The sequence below is a fragment of the Streptomyces sp. SID3212 genome, assembly GCF_009865405.1.
Taxonomy (GTDB): domain Bacteria; phylum Actinomycetota; class Actinomycetes; order Streptomycetales; family Streptomycetaceae; genus Streptomyces.
Window position 1 is genome coordinate 1 of record NZ_WWJY01000339.1, and the last position, 4,201, is coordinate 4,201.

The following is a 4,201-nucleotide window of genomic DNA, read 5'->3' on the forward strand; positions in this document are numbered from 1 at the left end:
CGGGCAAGGGGCGGCCGGCGGCCCGGACCGCCGCGCACCCGGCTCCGGCGTCGGCCGGCCGGGCGGAGGAGGAACGCACCGCCCGGGTCAGGGCGTCGGTCCTGGTGGAGGCCGAGGCACTCCTCACCCGCGACGGACCGTCGTGCGAACCGGACGACCTGCCCGTCTTCGCCCGCCGTCTGGACGCGTTACGGCGGGCGCGCAGCGCGGGGGAGGCACGGACCCTGTTCCACGACCTCGGCGTCCTGGTGCACAAGTCGACCCAGCGGCAGCGCGACGACGTCCGCGCGACCGCGCTGCGGGTCAGGCTGCTCGACCGTCTTGAGGACGCCGCGCCGGAGGACCGTGAGTGGCTGGCAGCGGCCGTCGCCGAAGCGCCCGACCCGTCCCACCTGGAGAGGGAGGTGGAGTGGGCCGTCGAACGCGCGGACACCGCCCGGTACCGGTCCACGGTCGCGGACACCCTGATGCGGGTGCTGCGTGAGCGCGACTACGCCGTGGGAGACGACTTCGCCGACCTGCTGGCCGGGAACGGCAGCGTGGTCGTGCCCTTCGGCCAGGCGGCCGAGGAGTCCGACGGGTACGGGCTGCGTGTGGCGCTCGCGGCTGACCGCCCGGGCCTCACCACCGTGCTGGTGGCCGAGTCCGAGAACGAGGCCGAGACCGACCGCCGGGTCCAACGGTGGTTCTGCGACGAGCAGTTGCCCATGATCGAGGACGCGGTACGCGACCAGGGCATCGATCTGGCCCGTACGTCCGCGCTGCCGCCCGGTGTGCGGCCGACAGCCGTGGTGCCCGACGGTTCGTGGCCCGACACCGGTCTCGCGCACGACCGTACGGGCGGTGAGGGTACAGGCGCCGGGGAGGGCGCGGCCGATGACGGTACGGCCGGGGACCGTACGGCCGGTGAAGGCATGACCGGTGAGGGTACGGCCGGTGAGGGCACGGTCGATGACCGTACGGCCGATGAGGGCACGGCCGCCCAGGGCGGTTCGGCGGACCGGCGGCGCAAGAAGAAGGCCAAGCCCGCGCGCTCCACGTCGTACGGACAGGAGCGCCAGCGTGAGCGCTGACACCGGCGGGGCGTTCGGCAAGGAGGACACCCCGCCTCCGGCACCCGTCCCCCTGCTGGCCCCCGCCTGGATCCGCGAGCTGGACCTGGCGCTCACGGTGTACCCGCAGGTCCTGCTCACCGGCAACGTCCGTGACGTGTTCCTGCTGCCCGCGGAGGGTGAGGGTGGGGTGGCGTCGCCCGAACCGGGCGGCCCGCCGACGCCGTACACCTTGGAGAGCGTCATCGAATCGCTCTGCCGTACCCGCGGTTACGGCGCCCTGGCCCGGCAGAGCACGGTGCACGACCGGGTGGTCGCCTGGCGGCTCACCGACGACCCGTTCGCCTTTCCGCCCGCCTTGCGCCGGATGGCCGAGGAGGACGCCCGCGCCGAGCGCGAGCGCGCCGAACGGGAGAGTGGCGGAGCCGCCGCCTCCGACCCGGACCCGGACACCGACGACGACGCCCAGGACATCGACGCGGCCATCGCCCGCATGCGGGACATCATGATCGGCATGGTCCGGCACACGGGTCCCGCGATCGGCCTGATCATCCCCTACACCGCCCGGCTCGGATCACCGCGCGCGCCCGTCGGGGGTGAGGCGGCCCGGCTGTTGGCCACCGCCGAGGAGTTGGGGCACGTCGCGCGCCCGGTCCGCGGGAGCGGGGGCGTGACGCCGTACAACACCGTCTTCTGGGTGGTCGAGAAACAGGAGGACCTGCCGCTCGAATTCGCCATCGGCAGCCGGGCCGTACGGGTGATCACGGTGCCCGAGCCTCCGCACGACCAACGCCGCACGGCCAGCCGCCTGGTGGTCGACCGGCTCGCCAGGCGCCCTCCGGTCAGGGGCGGTTCACCGGCCGGTGAACCTGCGGACGAACCGGCGGAGGAACCGGCGTCGGAGGCGGAGCGGCTCCAGGCGACCGAGGCGCTCGCCCGTTCCTCGTACGGCATGGGGGTCGGGGAGATCCTCGCGATCGGCCGGATGGCCGCCGACCGGGGGCTGCCGCTGAGCCGCCTGGACGAGGCGGCCCGCCTCTACCGGGTGGGCGTGCTCGACAACCCCTGGGCCACCCGGTCCGTGCGCGAGAACATCCTCAACGGCGAGGCGTACCTCAACGCCGAGGTCATCGGCCAGCCGCACGCCGTACGGCGCACCATCGAGATCTTCATGCGCTCGGCGGCGGGGCTGACCGGCGCCCAGTCGTCCAGCTCGCCCAGCCGGCCGCGCGGCACGCTCTTCCTGTCCGGGCCCACCGGCGTCGGCAAGACCGAACTCGCCAAGGGCGTCGCCAAGATGATCCTCGGCGAGGACGCGCGCCCGATCCGCTTCGACATGAGCGAGTTCGCCGAGGAGCACGCCCGGGACCGGCTGATCGGCGCGCCTCCCGGCTTCGTCGGGCACAGCGCGGGCGGCGAACTGACCAACGCGGTCCGCGCGCACCCGATGAGCGTGCTTCTCTTCGACGAGATCGACAAGGCGCACCCGCGGTTGTTCGACCTGTTCCTCCAGATCCTGGAGGACGGCCGGCTCACCGACGGACAGGGTGCGACAGTCCACTTCACCGAGTGCGTGCTGATCTTCACCTCGAACCTGGGCGTGTCGGCGGACGTGCTCAGGCCGAAAACCCGGCGTGGTCCCAAGCCGGACGACGACACCAACAACGACAACAACGACGGCCGCGGCGGCGGCGGCGAGGAGAACGCGGCGGCCGAGGGGACCGACGCCACACGGCGGTCGCGGCTCAGCCGGCACGACAAGCCCGAGGTCGTGCGCGAGGCGCTGCGGGCGTCCTTCGACTCCTTCTTCAACGACCACATCGGGCGGCCGGAGCTGCGCAACCGGTTCGGCGACAGCTTCGTCCCGATGGACTTCATCCAGCCGGAGTCGGTGCCGCCGATCCTCGACAAGGCCCTGGCCTCGGTGATCGGGCGCGTCAGGGAAGTGCACGGCGCGGAGCTGACGGTGGCCGACGATCCCTGGGAGGTCCTGCGGGTCGAGGCCACCCGCCGCCTGGATCACGGCGGGCGCGGTGTGGTGACCGCGGTGGAGTCCGCGCTGGTCAACCCGCTCTCCAGGGAGCTGTTCCACCAACCGGCACGGCCCGGGGAGCACATCGAGGTCGAGGCCGTGGACGGCGACGGCGAGGCGTACGCCTTGAAGGTACGGCGATGGATGTGAGGGACGGTACGGGGCGGCCGGAGCGGGCGGAGCGGCCGGAGCGGCCGACGGGGAACACGCCGGGCGCGGTGGAGGCGGTGTCCGACGCCGCGGGGGCGGTGCTGCGCGTGTCCCAGGTCCTCGGGCCCATCACCGCTCTGGGCCCGGGGCGGCGCCTCGGCGTGTGGGTGCAGGGCTGTCCGCTCGCCTGCGCCGGCTGCATGTCCCGTCACACCTGGGATCCGTACGGCGGCCAGTCCGTCGGAGTCGAGCGGCTGGTACGGCTGTGGAGCCGGGGTCTGGCCGAGGGCTACGACGGACTGACCGTCAGCGGCGGTGAACCGCTGGAACAGCCGGACGCCCTGGCCGCGCTGCTGGAAGGGGCCGACCGGGTACGCCGTGCCGCGGGCCGGACGGACGCGGACCTCCTCGTCTACACGGGCTGGGAGGACGCCGAGATCGCCGCGTCTGACGGGGCCACGGCGGCCCTCGACCGTGCGGACGCCGTCATCACCGGGCGGTACCGCGCGGGCGAGCCGACCCGGCTGGTCTGGCGCGGCTCGGCCAACCAGCGGCTGATCCCGCGGACCCCGCTCGGCCGCCGGCGCTACGGTCCCCACCTGCGCCGCGAGTCCGGCCGCCCCGAGCTCCAGGTCCGGGTGACGGACGGGGCCGTACACATCGTCGGTGTCCCGAGACCCGGTGAACTCAGCGTGCTGGAGCGGGATCTGGCCGCCCGCGGCGTGACCTTCCAGGAGAACACATGGCGACCGTGACCACCCGCTACCGCTGCCCGGTGAGCCCCGACGAGTGCCCGTCGTCACCGCGAGGCGGCTTCTGCGAGATCCACGAGTGGGAGCAGCTCGTACCCCAACGGGCCTATCTGACGGCCGAGTCGCCGTCGGGGGACGGGGCGGCGGGGGCGGCGGCCGGGCCCGGCGACGGCGGACCGGAGACGCCGGGGGAAGGACACGGAGAGCCCGGCCCG

The 4,201-nt window shown here is 73.8% G+C and carries 2 protein-coding genes and 2 pseudogenes; all 4 read left to right on the forward strand.

The features are described from left to right. Window positions 1–1,073 (forward strand): annotated as a pseudogene (locus tag GT042_RS38115) (hypothetical protein); the annotation flags it as partial. Then, window positions 1,063–3,234 carry an AAA family ATPase gene (locus GT042_RS40060; protein WP_345943729.1) on the forward strand — a complete coding sequence of 724 codons (2,172 nt, stop codon included), beginning with the start codon at window positions 1,063–1,065 and terminating at the stop codon, window positions 3,232–3,234. The pseudogene GT042_RS38115 and the gene GT042_RS40060, both read left to right, overlap by 11 nt. Next, window positions 3,225–3,989, forward strand: coding sequence for a 4Fe-4S single cluster domain-containing protein (locus GT042_RS10310; protein WP_161308416.1), 765 nt, complete (start codon window positions 3,225–3,227; stop codon window positions 3,987–3,989). Before GT042_RS40060 ends, GT042_RS10310 begins: the two co-directional genes overlap by 10 nt. Then, window positions 3,977–4,201 (forward strand): annotated as a pseudogene (locus GT042_RS10315) (hypothetical protein); the annotation flags it as partial. The gene GT042_RS10310 and the pseudogene GT042_RS10315, both read left to right, overlap by 13 nt.